Source organism: Paenibacillus sp. FSL P4-0127 (assembly GCF_038007325.1).
In the GTDB taxonomy this organism is placed as follows: Bacteria; Bacillota; Bacilli; order Paenibacillales; family Paenibacillaceae; genus Fontibacillus; species Fontibacillus macerans.
Map to the genome: position 1 here is coordinate 5,590,330 of NZ_JBBOWY010000001.1, position 15,583 is coordinate 5,605,912.

Sequence of the window (15,583 nt, forward strand, 5' to 3'; positions counted from 1 at the left end):
CCGGGAAACGCCCGTTCATCCAAAACAGCGGCGCGAACCGTGTAAAACTCCGCTGCAAATGACTAGACTCCGACGATTATCTAACGATTATCTGATGATTATCTAATGATTAACTGTAAATCATACAGCTATAGTATACCGAATTGCCAAGCCAATCGTTTTAATTGCATCTCATACAACTACATCCCATTCTTTTGGCTTTTCTTTCGAAAGAAGCGAAGTAGTTGCAGGATTTGCACTTATTCAAGCGCTGTAACAGCATTTCCGGATAAATAACCGTTCATTTTGCAACTATTGGAGCCTGAAGCGGGACTCACGGATTTCTTCACCAGAAAATCGCAGCCGCACTGTCCAACCTCACATTGGAAATATCCAATAGACTTCGCTTAGGCCGCCCGTTTTGCCCCGAAAACGGCAAAAGCCCGCCCCAATAAACGATATAGGCGAGCCTTAATATCAGCCGTTTAATTCCCGTTGTCGCTGCTCCAGCTTCAGCCGGCGTTCCTCATGTTTTTCGCCCCGCTGCGGCTTGCGCCGCTGCGGGACGTTTGGGGCGATCTCCGCCGCCGCTTGCTCCACGGCGTCACGCAGCGCCGGATCGACAATATCAATCGTTAAATCATAATACGCAAAAGAACGGTTTTGCCGGGGCTCCAAAGCTTCCGCATAAGCCGCCGTCTCCCGGCGCAGCTTGCCGAGGTCGATCCCCAGCGCCCCTTCCGGATACGGGCCGAGCCGCTCCAGCGCCGACAGCAGCATTTTCCGGCCGCCCGAAACGTTTCCGCTCCGCGCATGGAACAGCCCGACGGCTACCTGCAGCAGGCCCTTGTACAGCGGATCGTGATCCCGCTCCAGCCACAGCTCCTCCAGCACCTCATGGCACTCAAAGTAATCGCGGTCCCGGTTAAAATAAACCAGATACGCCACGTACAGCGGCTCATAGCTCATCGCCGGGCTCCTCCACTTTTTTGTGCCGCTTGATTAGCTCTTTGACCTCGGTCAGCAGTTCCTTGAAGCCTTCAAAGTCTTTCGCTTCCCAAAGCTTGTTAAACCGGCGCTGCGCGTCGATCGCCTCCGAGACGAGATGATAGAAATATAGCTGGTGAATGGCCGCGAGCAGCGACGACACGATATTGGAGTCGTCCTCAAAGCTTTTTTGCGCCAACAGGATTTCCTGACGGATGCTCGACATCTCATTGTCCAGCACAAAAGCGGCCTCGGCCGCTTTTTTCAGCCGGGCGCGCATTTCCTCCGGCAGGCTTTCGCGGTATTTATAGTTCAGCGAGTGCTCGATCGTCGCCCAGAAGTTCATCGCCAGCGTGCGAATCTGGATTTCGGCGAGCACGTTTTTTTGCCCAAGCGCGGTTTGCACCGGGTATTCGACGATCATATGAAAGCTGCGGTAGCCGCTTTCCTTGTAGTTCGTGATGTAGTCCTTCTCGTACAGCACCTTCAGGTCCTTGCGCATGCGGATATATTCCGCGACCCGCCGGATATCCTCCACGAACTGGCACATGATGCGGATGCCGGCGATATCCTCGATGCCCGTCTCCAGATCGTCCATGGACACATTCAGCCGTTTGGCTTTTTCTAGAATGCTGGAAATTTTTTTGACCCGTCCGGTCACGAATTCAATCGGCGCGTATTCTTCGCGTTTTTTTAGTTCGGACCGCATCGTTTTGAATTTCACTTTTAATTCCTCAACAGCCTGTTCATATGGAAGCAAAAATGTTCCCCAATCTCTACTGTCCATCCCTATGCCTCCTGTCTTCTGTAACCCGGTTTTCTAGCGGTGGTCGGCCCCCACCGCCTCGGAAATATGGCTAAACCCGTCGCGCGCAAGCAGCTCCCTCAAGCCGCGATGCAGCTTCCGGTTGATCTCCGGCCCCTCATAAATCAGCGCAGTATAAATTTCCACCAGGCTGGCGCCCGAACGTATTTTGTCATAGGCGTCGGCAGCGGAAAAAATCCCGCCCGAACCGATAATCGGCAGTTTGCCGCCCGTTTGGCGATAAACGCGGGAGACGATTTCCGTCGATCTGGCGGCCAGCGGCTTGCCGCTAAGCCCGCCGGTCTCCTTGGCGTTCTTATGGTGAATCCCTTCTCTGGAAACGGTCGTATTCGTGGCGATCAAGCCGGAGACGCCGCTTTTTTCGATCGTATCGACCATATACTCCAGTTCCCGGTCGCTTACGTCGGGGGCAATCTTCACCAGTACCGCTTTGCTCGCGCCATGTTTCTTTGCCTCCGCCGCCATCTGGTTCGTCACCGCCCGCAGCAGCCCGGACAACTCGTCGCCATGCTGCAGATTACGCAAGTCCGGCGTGTTTGGCGAGCTGATATTAACGACAAAAAAGTCCGCATACGGATACAGCGCCGAAACGCATTTCTCATAATCGCGAAACGCCTCTTCATTAGGCGTCGTTTTGTTTTTTCCGATGTTCACGGCGACGGGAATCGGCCGCTGTTTTAACGCCCGCAGCCTTGCCGCCATCTCCTCCGCGCCGCGATTGTTGAAGCCCATCCGGTTGATCAGCGCTTCCTCCGGAGGAAGCCTGAACAGCCGCGGCCGGTCGTTGCCCGGCTGCCCGGCCGGAGTCACCGTCCCCACTTCCATAAAACCGAAGCCGATGGCCGAAAAACCCTCCACCGCGTCGGCGTTTTTATCGAGTCCGGCGGCGAGTCCCACCGGGGAAGGAAAATGAATTCCGAATAAGTCCGTGGCCAGCTCCGGCACTTCCGGAACGCCGTACATACCGCGCATGAGGGTGAGGGCCCCCGGTATTTTTGCCGCATTATGCAAACCGTCAATGACTAAATGATGGGCATTTTCCGGATCCATCCGAAAAAAAACGGGTTTCCCCAAAAGCCGATACAACACGTTATTTGTCCACTCCGATCGCTGTTTCCTGTGCATTTTTTCTATAAACAGTTTAGCCGTTTCCGGCCAAAAAGAAAAGTTTAACCTCGCCGCATGTGAAAACCACTACAAAGTGATGGAATTTTAAAATGAAAGCCATTACAATAGGAATAAAAAGGGAGGGGATAACCATGTCAACCAAACGTGTACCGCCCACGCTCCAGCAAAAAAAGGACGAAGTCAACAAGAAGGCGCTCATCTGGTCGATCTCCATCGCCGCGGCGCTTATTGTGGCAACTACCGTCCTCTTGATTTTGACGTAAAACTCAAAGTCTTTTTAGTTAAGCCAGTGATATACTCGATGGGGATTGGTCTGATCCTCGCGGTGTCCGAGCTTGAATCTTTCTTTCGGGACGCTCTCCAGGTCTGGCAAAATCCCCTTTCCTATCGTCACCTTCGTTCCTTTCGGGGCGAGATCGAACAGTTCTTCGACATCCTTTTTCCCCATGCGGATACAGCCCAGCGATTCGTCTTTGCCGATGCTGTCCGGATCGTTCGTCCCGTGAATCGCGTAGTTCGTGTCCGATAACTGCATGCCGCGGCTGCCGAACTCGCCGTTGTCTCTTCCATTCGGGTTGATCACTTTGTCCGAAATAGCGAAAGAACCTTCCGGCGTCCTGTCGCCGCCCAGTCCCACAGGATAACTGCGAATCAGCTTGTCACCGCTGACGACGGCCAGCACATGCGTTTTCTTGTCCACGATAATCTCAAACGGCTCGCTGAAGTACGGTTGTTCTTCCGGAGCTAAACTATCCTTAACCGCGTCCGAATTCGCGCTCGGCTGACCCGCCGCACCGGAACCGGCGGCGTTTTGCAGCCTCTTCAGCAGCGGCCCGAACGTTTTGACCATAACAGGATCGCTGCCGGCAAGCCAATTGTCCGGAAAAGAGCCGGTCAGATCGTCAAGACCGGTTGGCCATGCTCCCGTACCTTCCTTGTATCTCTGCATCGCCGAAGCAAGCACGCCCAGCGACTCCTGGTACGGAATCCACCGCTCGGCCGCCGCCTGCAAGCCGGAAGCGTCCGGCGGGGTGCAGCGGCATGCTTCCGCGTCATAGGATTGGATCGTCGTCGTTCCTTGATCCGGGTTTTGCTCCAGTTCATAAACGACCGGCATGCCGTCCGTCCAGAGCAAATAATCTCCTTCCCGCTCCATGCCGAGCACAACGGCATTCAGAATCGGCGCGCCGGTGCGGTTCTGCAAATCGATCAGCCCGCCGAGCGCCTCGGCGCCGGCCTTGGCTTTACCGAAAGCGTAACCTTGCGCCGTAAACACCGGCCCTTTGACGGCGTCCGCCGAGCCGGCCGAACCGGCCTTTGCCGGAGCTTTTCCCGGCGGCGTGGCCGGCTTGGCATCCGGTACAGCGAGATCCGTCTCCGCTCCCGGTTCATCTTGAAGGCCGGCCGTGGCCGGTTCGGCCGTTTTTTCACTCGGCGCATAAGCCGAGGGATGCCCGATCACCACCAGGGCGATCAGCAGGGCGATGCCCAGCTTGCGCAGAAAGCGGCTACGCTTCTCCCGCTGCTTCGTCTCCTGCAGCAAGTCGGCTTTGTAGCCCATCCATAAATCCTCCGGAATTTTGCTCGCTTCGAAAGCTTCATAGACGCCGCCCGCCTGAATATAGCAGTACCGTGCCTTTCCCGTCTGGCCGCTTGCTTCGTATTCCTTGCCCAGCAAATACCAGGCCATTTTGTTTTTCGGGTGGTTTTCCACAAATTTTTTGAGGTAGGCTGAATCCCCCATACGTTTCCTCCATCAAATGGAAAAGTTAAGCTTCAACTATTACTATATCGGCAAAATGGATGGCGTTTCTAACCCAAACCTGCGAGAAAAGCGGATTTTGCGACTTAGTACCTACATCGCTTTAACATTTTCCGGGACATTTCGGAAAAAGCAAAAAGCGCGGCCAGCAGGAAGCCCTGCTTTTCCGCGCTTTAGAACTATATAAATTGCCTGACTCTTGCTTATTCGTAGGTTCAACCTATACAGCCGCTTGGTTCCAATTGCTTAATCCCGGCTCGCCAATTTTGCGAGCAGGCGAAGGATTTCCAGGTACAGCCATACCAGCGTGACCATCAAGCCGAATGCGCCGTACCATTCCATAAATTTCGGTGCTCCCCGGTGGGCTCCCTCTTCGATGAAATCGAAATCCAGCACCAGGTTCAAGGCGGCGATGATGACGATCACGACCGAGATGCCGATGCCGATCCAGTCGTTGCTGTGGAGATACGGCACCTGAATTCCGAACAAACCGAGAATAAAGCTGAGCAGATAGACGAGGGCCACGCCCCCGGTAGCCGCGACGACTCCGAGCTTGAAGTTTTCCGTCGCCTTGATCAGCCGGGTCTTGTAGGCGATAAGCAGAGCCACAAACACGCCCATGGTCAGCAGCGTCGCCTGTAGCGTGATTCCATTGAACTTCGCTTCATAAGTGGCTGAAAGGGCCCCCAGGAACATCCCTTCGGCAATGGCGTAAACCGGGACCAGATACGGGGCCGTTCTCGGCACAAAGCTGACGATCAGCGCCAGGATCAACCCGACGATCGCTCCTCCGATCGCCATCGGGACAACGTTCATCCCGTCGAAATACAGCATCCATGCGCTGAACGCGCTGCCGAGGAGGATGACTAATGTGATAAACGATTTGTTTACCGTCCCCTCGACGGTCATCGCGTTCATTCCGGAAAATGAGTCCGGCCTGTCAAACGTATCGCTCCTTAAAGTTGGGTTACCGCTGCGTCCGATCAAGAAACAACACCTCATTTATCAATTTGTTACTATGATATCATAAAATATTCCAACTATACTAGAACATATTGTCGTTTCCATTTTGGGCTCGAACTAACCTGCCTAAATCCCGCGAAGTTCCCGCGAATCCACGAAATGCACGAAATCCACGAAATCCACGAAATCCACGAAATGCAAAGGGGCATGCGATTTTCGTCGAAACTCCTCGAAAAGGGTGGTTCAAATGCAAAACTTCAGTTCATTTCCGTTCAAAAACCTCTTTTTTATCAAAAAGCTCATGATCAGATGCACTTTTGCAGTTGAACCGCTCAAACTCCCCACGGCCCCAAACCGTCCCTTCAAACTGTCTGTTAAAAAAAACAAACCCCACCGCTGCGGTGAGGTCTCCTGCTTGTACTCGCTATCGGAAATTAGCCTTCTTTATTAAACGGCTCATCCGCCACTTTGATGGAGTCGGTCGGGCAGCCGTCGCAAGCGTCTTGAAGATCGTCGTACAAATCTTCCGGGATTTCCGTCACGCCGCGGTTCTTGTCCTCACCGTAGATAACTTCCGCCAAGCCTTCATCGTCGTAATCGTAAATATCCGGTGCAGTAGCGCCGCAAGCGCCGCACGCAATGCAAGTGTCCTTCTCAACCCAAGTATATTTTGCCATCTTTAATCTGCCTCCTGAATAAACGGTACAAGTCCGGTGTTTTATATCACCATGACCACTATAATATAAATAGAAAGCAATTTCAATTCATTTTCCGTATTATTCCAATCGAGAATCAGGATGATTCCCCCGTTGTTCCCGGAGAAAATCGGTTTGCAGCGAGGTGCCGCGAATTTTGTGGTCGCGGATCAGCGCCGAAGGATCGTCGGTCAGCATGCCCGCCGTCAAAACGGCGTTTTCGCCGAATTTGTCGCGCAGCATGTCCATCACCCGCGTGAGCGATTCCTTTTTCGGCTGCTGCTCGTAATCGAACAAATCGAGCTGCAGCGCGGCCTCCTCTTTGGGCACCAGATTTTGCAGCGTGATGCCAAGCAGGCGCACCGGTTTATCTTCGCTCCAGTGCCGCCGGTACAGCTCGCAGGCTTCGCGGTAGATTTCCTCCGCCTGCTCGGTCACCGTCTCAAGGCTTTGCGAGCGGGTGATCGTCTTCATATCCGGCGTGCGGATCGTGATCTGCACCGTTTGCGCCATCAGCTGCTGCCGCCGCAGCCTGCGGGCAACCTGGTCGGCCAAATTCAGCATAACCCGCTGCACATCCTCCATCCGGCTGATGTCCGCCGGCAGCGTCGTCGTATGGCCGATCGACTTGTTTTTCTCGCGTTCGTCGTTCACCGGGGAATCGTCGATCCCGTTCGCCGCCCGCTTCATCCAGGCTCCGGCCACGCCGAAGCGTTCGATCAGCTTGTTTTCGTCCGCGGCAGCGAGCTGGCCGATCGTGTAGATCCGCATCTTCTTCAGCTTCTCCGCCGTTTTGCGGCCGACGCCGAACAACTCGTTACAAGGTTTGTCCCACAACAGCCGCGGCACATCGCGGATTCGGAGCACCGTAATGCCGTTGGGCTTCTTCATATCGGAGGCCATTTTCGCCAGCAGCTTGTTGGGAGCAACGCCGATGCTGCAGGGAAGGTCCAGTTCGTTTTTAATTCTTTGCTGAATTTGGGCCGCAATCTCCAGCGGCGTGCCGAACTGCTTGGACCCGGTAATATCCAGGTAGCATTCGTCGATCGACATCGCCTGCAGCAAAGGCGTGTATTCGTAAGCGATGTCCATGAACGCCCGGGAATATTTGCGGTACAAATGAAAATCCGGCTGAATGACAAGAAGCTCCGGACATTTTTTTAGTCCCTGGCTGACCGTCATTCCGGTGGAAATCCCCCTTTTCCGCGCCGTGTAGGAGCAGGTGACGATAACGCCCTTGCGCAGTTCGACGCTGCCGGCCACGGCCGTGGGACGGTTCCGGTATTTCTCCGGCTCCTCCGCCTCATGCACCGAACAGTAAAAGGCGTTCATATCGACATGAAGAATGACCCTGCCCCGGGCGGGATAATAATCAGCGGCATTTTTCACGTTGCTTCCCCTCGTTTATCATTCGTTATTCTCCCCCTCAGCATACCTTTCCAAGGAATGCCGGTCAATATTGGACCATGCAATTTCGCAAAAAGCGTGTTACATTTAAAATAGCAGATGCTATAATTAGAAATTAATACACACGGAGCTTGTATTTTCGAAAACAACCAAAGGGGGACACTTCCATCATGTCAAAGGCTTTATCCATCTTCGACACCACTTTGCGCGACGGCACTCAAGGCGAGGGCATCAGCCTGTCAGCGGACGACAAGTTGAAGATCGCAGGGAAGCTGGATCAGCTGGGTGTCCATTACATTGAAGGTGGCATTCCGGGCAGCAACAGCAAAGACATCGAGTTTTTCAAGCGGGTCAAGGAGCTCAAGCTTCAGGCGAAAATCACCGCTTTTGGCAGCACGCGCCGGAAGGACAGTTTGGCCGAACATGATGCCAATTTGAAGCGTATGATCGAGTCCGGCGTGCCGGCGGCCACGCTGGTGGGCAAATCTTGGGACTTCCACGTGCATACGGCGCTGCAAACGACACTGGAGGAAAACCTGGCGATGATTTACGATTCCATCGCTTATTTGAAACGGCAAGGGCTGGAGGTTATTTTCGACGCCGAGCATTTTTTTGACGGTTACAAAAACAACCCGGAATATGCCTTGTCCGTCATGCGTAAAGCGGAAGAAGCCGGAGCCGACTGGCTCGTCATGTGCGATACGAACGGCGGAACGATGCCGCATGAGGTGCACGATATCGTCAGCGTGCTGGCCGGTACGATCACCGGATCGCAGCTTGGCATTCACACCCATAACGACTGCGAGCTGGCGGTGGCCAACTCCCTTAGCGCGGTGCGGGCGGGGGCGACGCAAATTCAGGGGACGATGAACGGGTACGGCGAACGCTGCGGCAACGCCAACCTATGCTCAATCATCCCGAATCTGCAGCTCAAGCTGGGCTACCAGGTTCTCGAACCAGAGCAGCTTAAGCAGTTGACCAATACGGCGCGCTACATCAGCGAAATCGCCAATGTGCATATGCCGGTGAACCAGCCTTACGTCGGCACGGCCGCATTTGCGCACAAAGGCGGCATCCACGTGTCCGCGATCCTTCGCGATTCCCGCACATACGAGCACATCGAGCCGGAGCTGGTCGGCAACCGCCAGCGCGTGCTCGTCTCCGAGCTTGCCGGCCAGAGCAATATCGTGTCCAAGGCGCAGGAAATGGGCATCGACTTTGATCCGGAAAACGAGAGCACGCGGGCGGTGATCAGCAAAATCAAGGAGCTGGAGCATCAGGGCTATCAATTTGAAGGCGCCGACGCCTCTCTCGAGCTGCTGCTCCGCCAGGCAAGCGGCGAACTGAAGGAACTGTTCGTGTTCGAATCTTTTAAAATGCTGGTGGAAAAAACGGCCGACAGACCGGTTGTGTCCGAAGCGTTCGTGAAGCTGAACATCGACGGTGCGAGCGTGTATACGGCCGCCGAAGGCAACGGTCCGGTCAATGCGCTCGACAATGCGCTGCGCAAAGCGCTGATTTCGTATTATCCGGGGCTGAAGGATATGCATTTGTCGGACTATAAAGTCCGCGTCCTCGACGACAAAGACGCCACCGCCTCCAAAGTGCGCGTATTGATCGAATCCAAGGATTTCACCAACTCCTGGAACACCGTCGGCGTATCCAGTAACGTAATCGAAGCGAGCTGGGAAGCGCTGGTCGACAGTATCCGGTATGCTCTGCTGGGGCAGACCAAACGCGAGGATTACGAAGAACTCCCGTACGCCGGCACGGGTTTGGTGAATCAATGATCCGCCGTTTGGCTAAACATAAAGCGCGGGCGCAAGGAGAGAAGTCTCCTGCCGCCCGCGCTTTTTTTGCCGGCCAATCCCTGCTTTACAGCAGCTGTTTAATTTTCGCCTCCAGCTCTTCCGGAGAAATGACGCCGAGGATGACGTCCTGAATGATGCCGTTCTCGTCGATCAGCACATTGGTGGGAAAAGCGACGCCGTTAAACCGGCTGTACACTTCCTCTTTCTCATCGAGCAAGACGGGAAAGGTATATCCGTAATTTTTGACAAATGCCTTGGCGTCGTCCAGCTTGTCGTAAAACGTCACGTTGACCCCGTATACGTCAAGCGAATCCTTGTATTTATCCGCAAGCTTGACCAGTTCCGGGGCCTCTTCCTTGCAAGGATCGCACCAGGAAGCCCAAAAGTTGAGCAGCAGCGGTTTATCCCGTTTGCCGCCGACGTCATATTGCTTTCCATCGAGCCCCATCAGTGAAAAAGACGGAGACGGCGTGCCCGGCTTCGGCGCTCCTGCCGCAGCCATCGCCGCGAGCGACTGCCCGTTTTTCCCGGCTGCCGCTTCGGAACCGGCCCCGCCAAAGATCGACCGCCAGCCCTCCTGTGTGCCCCGGTCCATCAACACAAGCACCAGCAGCACAAGCAGAACGCCGGACAAAATCCATCGGTTTCGTTTCATCCTGTTCTTCCTTTTCCGGCTATTATAGTTCTTTTTACGCTATTGTACCCTTTTTTCGCGATTTGTTACAATATTCGAAACAACCTGGAGCGGGCAGGACACGGAAAGCGGGAGAATGAATGGAAAATAAATGGATTATACCGGACGGCATACGCAGGCAAATGCTTGAACATGGGCGGAACTGTTTCCCCGAGGAAGGCTGCGGGCTTCTGTTCGGCACGAACGCGGAATCCCCGTTCACAGTCATCACCGGCTACCTCCCTGTAGCCAATACGTCGCCAGCCCCGCTGCACAGATTTGAACTGGCTCCGGACGAATGGGTGCGCAGTTGCTTTGATCCGTCGTTAGTAGGGATTTTTCACACCCATCCCACCTCAAGGCCTGTGCCTTCGCCGGAGGATTTAAAACAGCTGCAGCATTTCGCCGCGCAAGTCCAGCTCTATCTTATCGGCTCGCCTGCGGGAAATGACAAGCCGCCCGGCGAACCGGACGGCTGGAGTTTAAACGCTTATTCCATTGTACGCGAAGCGGACGGCCGCTATACGCTGCAACGCGCATCTGTGGGAAGACAGGACGTGATTAAGCTAAACCCATAGCTCGGTTGGTCGGCAGATCAACATCCGCTGTCCGGACGCTTTTGCACGATTATCCCGTTTGATCCGGAAGCAGAGAGGAAGAAAAATTCAGGAGCAGAAAATAGGTTTGGGAGAAGCAGACATATTCGTGATCATTAGTTCGAGATCATTAGTTCAAGATCGTCAGACAGGTTTGTGAGAAGGAGGTTTATGGAGAAATGAAGCAGACCAGACAGGAGGAATGGGGCAAAACACCGGGAAAAATGAAAGTGCCGTGATCAGCCCCCACCCTCTCCCCCCCTGAACAAGAGGGATAATCGTGCAAAGCAGCATGCAGGGATACCAGGACACGAATTGCAAACCAAGGGGCCGCCGGACGAATAGAGCGAAAATTTCTCCGGCGGTTTCTCTTGCGATAAAAGGAAGTTATACTTAGCAATTACTCTTCCTTATCATCAGTTTTTGCTCAGGAACGTGTACAGATCACCTAACGTAATTACCCCCCGATCCCTTAAGCGGCCGATCAGCACCGTCCACAGCCGCGCCGTCATTTTGGCGTCTTCCAGGGCATGATGGCGCCGCGTAATGGGAATCCCGCATACATTCAGCCACTCGTCGAGCCCGGAGATCGGCCGGTCCGGCTCCAGCTTGCGCGCGATCATCATCGTATCGAGCACCCGGTGACCCAGGTGAGCCTTGGACGTTTTCCACAACGCCACATCGAGAAAAGCTTTATCATGAGCGCTTCCGTGCGCAACCAGCACCCGGTCGTCCACAAACGCCATAAATTCGCGCAGCGCCTCGAGCAGGGTCGGCGCATCCTGAACCATCTCCGGCGTAATCCCGGTCAGCTCGATGATTCGCTCCGGGATCGTGCAGGCCGGTTTAGTCAGGGAATAGTAGACTTCTTCGCTAATGTCCTCCCCTTCCGCTTTGACGGCCCCGAAGGACAGGATTTCATCGCCGTAATGGTAATGAAATCCTGTGGTCTCCAGGTCAAAGACCGCTGTTTTTAGTTCCGATAGCGGAACGTGGAGCGTCTCCGGGCGCCGCTGCCCTTTGGTCAGCGAACGGACAAACGCGATTTGCTGGGCGCTGGGAGCCCCAAGCATCGAAGCGATCCTGGGCACTCCGCCGGCCTTTAACGCATCCCAAAAACCGCCGTTTCCTTTCATAGGTTCTTTCATAGCCATTTCCTTTCCGCGTACCGATGTTGTCTCTGCAGCGTCCGGTACATCAGCCTGACTGTGCCGAGAGCATCCCGCAGCTCGCGCCGCAGCTCTTTTTGCTTGATCATCGCTTGCGGCAAATAGTGGGTCCCCGTCAACATCCCGTCTTCGAGCTTCGGCGGAGCGATAGACCGGAATTTAACCGCCGTAGCAAAAGCTTTCCGGCACGATTCTAGCCACCGGGGCGGAACCGCTTCAAGCTGGTGCAGCTGTGAAATCCTTTCCCCGGTCGAGGAAGACTCGATCCCATATTGCAGGGCAAAATAACGCACCGCGTTCACAATCGGTATATAGAGGCCGTATTTTACGTCAAAATCTCCGGCGTGCTCGCCGGCCGCTTCGGTAATCACCTGCCCGAGGATATTGAGCGCGGCTTTGTGGCGCACCGTATTGCGCAAAACCGCGGCAATCACGTCCCGCTCGGTCCCTTGATCAAGTTCCATAATCCGCTTCATCGTTTTGCGCAAAGCGCAGGATAACGCCTGATCCCCGTAGATATGGCGCATGTCCGAAGCGATCATCAAGTAGCGGACTTGCTCCCATCCGAGCGCCTCGCGCCACTCCATGAACTGCCTCTCCCAACGGCTCAAACCGCCCCGCCACAGCGGGTTCGACAGCATCACGTTGCCCGGGCACGGAGGATAACCGGCCTGCTCCAAAATTTGCGAGAGCTTGTTCCCGAACGCTGCAAAATAAGCGGCGTTCTCCGCGTCATCGCCGTCCCCGTAAACCAGGCCGTTGTCCTGGTCGCTCCACAGCGTTTGCTCCGCCCGTCCGGCGCTGCCAAATGCAACGAAAGCATAATGTGAAGGAGGAGGGCCAAAGCCCTCCTGCCGCAACAACTCTTCGCATAAATGGCAAGCCTGCCCCATAACGGCGTCATGCATTTCCCCAACCGCGCGGTTCCATTCCAGAATCGGCATCGAGGCGAAGCGGCCGTGCAGCCGGTTCTGCTCCTCGATTCTGGCCGACCTGAGCGATCCGGGAGAAGATGCCGACCGGATCGCTTGCAGACCGCCGCTGTTCATCGCCGTTTCGTGGCTCATGGGCGCCATCTCCCTTCCTGTTCCCGGAACCCCAAGCTTTCATAAGGTATATTCTCGCATTATTATTATTCAGCCGGAATACCGGAAGAAGTATTTTTGTTCAGCAAACTCATTTGTTCGGGATAACCGTAAGTGCCGTGTTCGCTCATATCAAGGCCCATCGTTTCCTCTTCTTCGGTCACGCGCAGCCCCATCAGCCATTTCATGGCCCCAAGAATCAGGAAGGAAAGCACCAGAACGAACGCAAACGTGCCGATAACCCCAAGGAGCTGAACTCCCAATTGTCCGAATCCGCCGCCGTAAACCAGGCCTGGAGCGCCAACTCCGGTCTTCTCTACAAGCTCAGGCGTGGCGAACAGCCCCGTGGAAATCGCGCCCCATACCCCGGCGATCCCGTGCACGGAGGCAGCGAAGATCGGATCGTCTATGCCGGCCCGCTCGATCCATCTTCCGGTGAAGAACGTCAGGATCCCGGCGACGGCGCCGATCACGACCGAAGCCCAAGCGTCCACGAATGCGCAAGAACCGGTGATGGCGACGAGCGCGGCCAGCACCCCGTTCAGCATGCTCGGAATGTCGGATTTGCCCATAACCGCCCAGGAGATCAGCAGAGCGGCCACAGCGCCCGCTGCAGCGGCCAGGTTGGTCGTCATCAAGACATAACCGAAAAATCCATCGTTCAGCGGCGTCAAGGCACTGCCCGGGTTAAAACCGAACCAGCCGATCCACAAAATGATAACGCCGAGAACCGTCAATACTTGGTTGTGCCCCGGAATGTTGTTTGGCTTGCCGTCTTTGTTGTATTTGCCAAGACGGGGTTTAAGCAAAATCGTTGCCGCAAACGCCGCCGTTGCGCCGGTCAGATGGACGACGGTCGAACCCGCGTAATCCTGCATTCCCAAGTTGCCGAGCCAACCGCCGCCCCACACCCAGTGAGCCACGATCGGGTAAATAATAACGATAAAGATCGTTCCGAAAACGATATATACGCTAAGCTTGGCGCGTTCCGCCATGCCGCCGCAAGCGATGGCCAGCGATACGGCCGCAAAAGCCATTTGGAACAGGAAGTTAAGGTTAAGCGGGACGCCGTTTTCCGCAAAAACGCTGAACGAACCGATATCCCCCGCGCCTCCAAACAGGAACCCGGTTGTTCCCAGGAAGCTGTTGCCGTCGCCGAATGCGAAGCCGAAGCCGAGCAGCCACCAGGCAAGCACGGCAATGCCCAGCGTCAGCACCGTTTTACCGGCTACGTGGCCGGCGTTTTTCATCCGGACCGTGCCCGCCTCCAGCAAGGCGAATCCGGCTTGCATGAAAAATACCAGCATCGCCGCGACGAAAACAAACAATGAATTCAAGCCCAGCTCAAGCACCGGTGCGGTAATCTCCCCTTCCGCCGCATAAGCCGAGACCGGAAATGCAAATATTGCTGCCGATGCCAATAGACCATAGAGCCATTTCTTTTTCATCTTACACACTCCCCTAATGTTATATTTCCTAACACAAAATGAATTGTTAAAGTGATTATAAGACTAAAGAAGCAGATATGACAATAGTTTTTTTGAAAAAATCTAATTAATCGCATATATATTAACACTAGATGTTAGATTTTAATGCGTTTTTTGTATGAAGTTTGCTCCGGCAGAGTACAATTTTTATCGCCACGGACTCCAGCGAATAATATAAGGTCCTAAAATGTCGCTATACCGGTGAATTACGTCCATTTGAGAGCAATAGTGGAAATTTATGCCGCTATTTTCTCGAATTGCAAGGGAACGCCCGTGTTCTGGACTATTCACAGGAAAATAAGGACTAAAAGTGCTGCTAATGGGGCTGAGCATGCATAGTACCGGTTATTAAGTACAAAAAATACCGCTATTTGCAGGCTGAGAATTCGCCATACCAATTGTCTGGCTCTAGCCGGCTGTCAAGGACGGATTTCTAGGTTGCCTCCAAACAGTTACTATAAAAAATAAAGTATGACGTTTGACTGTACGCTTAATGATCGGTATCATAAATATACATAAGATATAAATATAAGCATTGGATAGGCGGGAGAGGTGATCATATTGGAGTAAAGAAAATGTACCGGATCGGGGAACTGGCCAAGGCCGCAAACGTCAGCGAGCGCACGATCGATTATTACACCAAGCTCGGGCTGATTTCCCCGGAGAAACGGACGCAGAAAAATTACCGTTTATACAGCGCTGAAACCTTGACCAGACTGGAACGTATTAATCAAATGAAGCAGGAGAAATATACGCTGGAAGAAATCCGTGAAAAGCTGGAGCAGTGGGATCGCGTCACGCACGAGGAACAGGTGTCCGAGAAGCTGAGTTCGCTGGAACTTCACTTGCAGCAGCTGCAAAGAGAGGTTAAAGAATTGGAGCCCTTGATCTCCAATCTGCAGCCGAACCAGGTGAAACGCGCCTTTGCGCACCTGATGCCGCAAAGCCTTGCCTGCATGGAAGCGCTCCGGTTCCTGGTCAATCACGGCCCTTTTTCATAACGTATAATTGCCTG

15 protein-coding genes are annotated in these 15,583 nt (G+C 54.2%); 4 read left to right on the forward strand and 11 right to left on the reverse strand.

Annotation, left to right across the window (positions count from 1 at the left end; all coding sequences use genetic code 11):
* Window positions 1-456 precede the first annotated feature (456 nt).
* The 3 genes from NYE74_RS25020 to NYE74_RS25030 are packed head-to-tail and all read right to left on the reverse strand — an operon-like array spanning window position 457 to window position 2,881.
* Window positions 457-948: a DUF309 domain-containing protein gene (locus tag NYE74_RS25020; RefSeq protein WP_124331596.1), complete on the reverse strand. Its 492-nt coding sequence runs from the start codon at window positions 946-948 to the stop codon at window positions 457-459.
* Complete coding sequence (locus tag NYE74_RS25025; protein WP_341005246.1) at window positions 938-1,753, reverse strand: GTP pyrophosphokinase; 816 nt, start codon at window positions 1,751-1,753, stop codon at window positions 938-940. Before NYE74_RS25025 ends, NYE74_RS25020 begins: the two co-directional genes overlap by 11 nt.
* A gap of 33 nt (window positions 1,754-1,786) precedes the next feature.
* Window positions 1,787-2,881: a quinone-dependent dihydroorotate dehydrogenase gene (locus NYE74_RS25030; protein ID WP_036624242.1), complete on the reverse strand. Its 1,095-nt coding sequence runs from the start codon at window positions 2,879-2,881 to the stop codon at window positions 1,787-1,789.
* Between the two features lie 170 nt (window positions 2,882-3,051).
* Here NYE74_RS25030 and NYE74_RS25035 point away from each other — a divergent pair, with 170 nt between their 5' ends.
* Window positions 3,052-3,183, forward strand: a complete 132-nt coding sequence (locus tag NYE74_RS25035) for a hypothetical protein (protein WP_255310295.1) — start codon at window positions 3,052-3,054, stop codon at window positions 3,181-3,183.
* A 14-nt stretch (window positions 3,184-3,197) separates the two neighbouring features.
* Here NYE74_RS25035 and NYE74_RS25040 read toward each other — a convergent pair whose 3' ends face one another.
* The 4 genes from NYE74_RS25040 to NYE74_RS25055 form a co-directional block, all read right to left on the reverse strand.
* Window positions 3,198-4,664: a L,D-transpeptidase family protein gene (locus NYE74_RS25040; protein ID WP_341005247.1), complete on the reverse strand. Its 1,467-nt coding sequence runs from the start codon at window positions 4,662-4,664 to the stop codon at window positions 3,198-3,200.
* Between the two features lie 264 nt (window positions 4,665-4,928).
* Window positions 4,929-5,669, reverse strand: coding sequence for a Bax inhibitor-1/YccA family protein (locus NYE74_RS25045; RefSeq protein ID WP_036624246.1), 741 nt, complete (start codon window positions 5,667-5,669; stop codon window positions 4,929-4,931).
* A 410-nt stretch (window positions 5,670-6,079) separates the two neighbouring features.
* The gene (locus tag NYE74_RS25050; RefSeq protein WP_036624247.1) at window positions 6,080-6,322 is read right to left on the reverse strand and encodes a ferredoxin; all 243 of its coding nucleotides are present in this window, start codon (window positions 6,320-6,322) and stop codon (window positions 6,080-6,082) included.
* A gap of 99 nt (window positions 6,323-6,421) precedes the next feature.
* Window positions 6,422-7,729 carry a DNA polymerase IV gene (locus NYE74_RS25055; RefSeq protein ID WP_036624249.1) on the reverse strand — a complete coding sequence of 436 codons (1,308 nt, stop codon included), beginning with the start codon at window positions 7,727-7,729 and terminating at the stop codon, window positions 6,422-6,424.
* 188 nt (window positions 7,730-7,917) lie between these two features.
* Between NYE74_RS25055 and cimA the strand changes: the two genes are divergently transcribed.
* On the forward strand, window positions 7,918-9,537 hold the full coding sequence (gene cimA / locus NYE74_RS25060; RefSeq protein WP_036624250.1) for a citramalate synthase: 1,620 nt from the start codon (window positions 7,918-7,920) through the stop codon (window positions 9,535-9,537).
* A gap of 85 nt (window positions 9,538-9,622) precedes the next feature.
* On the opposite strand, the gene NYE74_RS25065 is transcribed toward cimA, so the two are convergent.
* The gene (locus NYE74_RS25065; protein ID WP_036624251.1) at window positions 9,623-10,213 is read right to left on the reverse strand and encodes a TlpA family protein disulfide reductase; all 591 of its coding nucleotides are present in this window, start codon (window positions 10,211-10,213) and stop codon (window positions 9,623-9,625) included.
* Window positions 10,214-10,332: 119 nt separating this feature from the next.
* Between NYE74_RS25065 and NYE74_RS25070 the strand changes: the two genes are divergently transcribed.
* The gene (locus NYE74_RS25070) at window positions 10,333-10,809 is read left to right on the forward strand and encodes a M67 family metallopeptidase (RefSeq protein ID WP_051985583.1); all 477 of its coding nucleotides are present in this window, start codon (window positions 10,333-10,335) and stop codon (window positions 10,807-10,809) included.
* A gap of 434 nt (window positions 10,810-11,243) precedes the next feature.
* On the opposite strand, the gene NYE74_RS25075 is transcribed toward NYE74_RS25070, so the two are convergent.
* The 3 genes from NYE74_RS25075 to NYE74_RS25085 form a co-directional block, all read right to left on the reverse strand.
* Window positions 11,244-11,975, reverse strand: a complete 732-nt coding sequence (locus tag NYE74_RS25075) for an exonuclease domain-containing protein (protein WP_036624252.1) — start codon at window positions 11,973-11,975, stop codon at window positions 11,244-11,246.
* A complete protein-coding gene (locus tag NYE74_RS25080; RefSeq protein ID WP_213510667.1) occupies window positions 11,972-13,063 on the reverse strand; it encodes a DUF294 nucleotidyltransferase-like domain-containing protein in 1,092 nt (363 codons plus the stop codon). The genes NYE74_RS25075 and NYE74_RS25080 overlap by 4 nt, the downstream gene beginning before the upstream one ends.
* 65 nt (window positions 13,064-13,128) lie before the next feature.
* Window positions 13,129-14,529, reverse strand: a complete 1,401-nt coding sequence (locus NYE74_RS25085) for an ammonium transporter (RefSeq protein WP_036624254.1) — start codon at window positions 14,527-14,529, stop codon at window positions 13,129-13,131.
* A gap of 614 nt (window positions 14,530-15,143) precedes the next feature.
* Here NYE74_RS25085 and NYE74_RS25090 point away from each other — a divergent pair.
* Window positions 15,144-15,569, forward strand: coding sequence for a MerR family transcriptional regulator (locus NYE74_RS25090; protein WP_051985585.1), 426 nt, complete (start codon window positions 15,144-15,146; stop codon window positions 15,567-15,569).
* Window positions 15,570-15,583: the final 14 nt, after the last annotated feature.

What these genes read in the sequence shown, in the direction of transcription:
- NYE74_RS25020 (WP_124331596.1), bottom strand. Translation starts at nt 948, where the DNA reads ATGAGCTATGAGCCGCTGTACGTGGCGTATCTGGTTTATTTTAACCGG.
- NYE74_RS25025 (WP_341005246.1), bottom strand. Translation starts at nt 1,753, where the DNA reads ATGGACAGTAGAGATTGGGGAACATTTTTGCTTCCATATGAACAGGCT.
- NYE74_RS25035 (WP_255310295.1), top strand. Translation starts at nt 3,052, where the DNA reads ATGTCAACCAAACGTGTACCGCCCACGCTCCAGCAAAAAAAGGACGAA.
- NYE74_RS25040 (WP_341005247.1), bottom strand. Translation starts at nt 4,664, where the DNA reads ATGGGGGATTCAGCCTACCTCAAAAAATTTGTGGAAAACCACCCGAAA.
- NYE74_RS25050 (WP_036624247.1), bottom strand. Translation starts at nt 6,322, where the DNA reads ATGGCAAAATATACTTGGGTTGAGAAGGACACTTGCATTGCGTGCGGC.
- cimA (WP_036624250.1), top strand. Translation starts at nt 7,918, where the DNA reads ATGTCAAAGGCTTTATCCATCTTCGACACCACTTTGCGCGACGGCACT.
- NYE74_RS25065 (WP_036624251.1), bottom strand. Translation starts at nt 10,213, where the DNA reads ATGAAACGAAACCGATGGATTTTGTCCGGCGTTCTGCTTGTGCTGCTG.
- NYE74_RS25070 (WP_051985583.1), top strand. Translation starts at nt 10,333, where the DNA reads ATGGAAAATAAATGGATTATACCGGACGGCATACGCAGGCAAATGCTT.
- NYE74_RS25075 (WP_036624252.1), bottom strand. Translation starts at nt 11,975, where the DNA reads ATGAAAGAACCTATGAAAGGAAACGGCGGTTTTTGGGATGCGTTAAAG.
- NYE74_RS25080 (WP_213510667.1), bottom strand. Translation starts at nt 13,063, where the DNA reads ATGAGCCACGAAACGGCGATGAACAGCGGCGGTCTGCAAGCGATCCGG.
- NYE74_RS25085 (WP_036624254.1), bottom strand. Translation starts at nt 14,529, where the DNA reads ATGAAAAAGAAATGGCTCTATGGTCTATTGGCATCGGCAGCAATATTT.
- NYE74_RS25090 (WP_051985585.1), top strand. Translation starts at nt 15,144, where the DNA reads ATGTACCGGATCGGGGAACTGGCCAAGGCCGCAAACGTCAGCGAGCGC.